The following is a 248-nucleotide window of genomic DNA, read 5'->3' on the forward strand; positions in this document are numbered from 1 at the left end:
TCCTTGTCTTTCTTGACGAGCAAACGGGTGCCGATTTCGAAGATGTTGACGGTGAAATCAACTTGCTGGGCGCGTTCTGTGTTGTTGGTGGTGGAGCCGCACTCCAGATCCGCGGTGCCGTTCTGGATCAGCGGGATACGGGTTTGCGAGGTCACCAGGTTGTACTTGGCTTTGAGGTCGGGTTTGTTCAGGTCTTTTTTCAGCTGCTCGACGACGGCCAACTGGATGTCGTGGGAGTAGCCCACGGG

At 56.0% G+C, this 248-nt stretch carries 1 protein-coding gene; it reads right to left on the reverse strand.

Features of this window, described 5'->3' with window-relative positions; translation table 11 throughout:
* Positions 1-248 (reverse strand): transporter substrate-binding domain-containing protein (locus AAEZ05_RS29655; protein ID WP_350650207.1); only part of this gene is annotated, 248 nt, incomplete at both ends.

This window comes from Pseudomonas sp. HY13-MNA-CIBAN-0226 (assembly GCF_040310305.1).
Lineage (GTDB): Bacteria > Pseudomonadota > Gammaproteobacteria > Pseudomonadales > Pseudomonadaceae > Aquipseudomonas > Aquipseudomonas gregormendelii.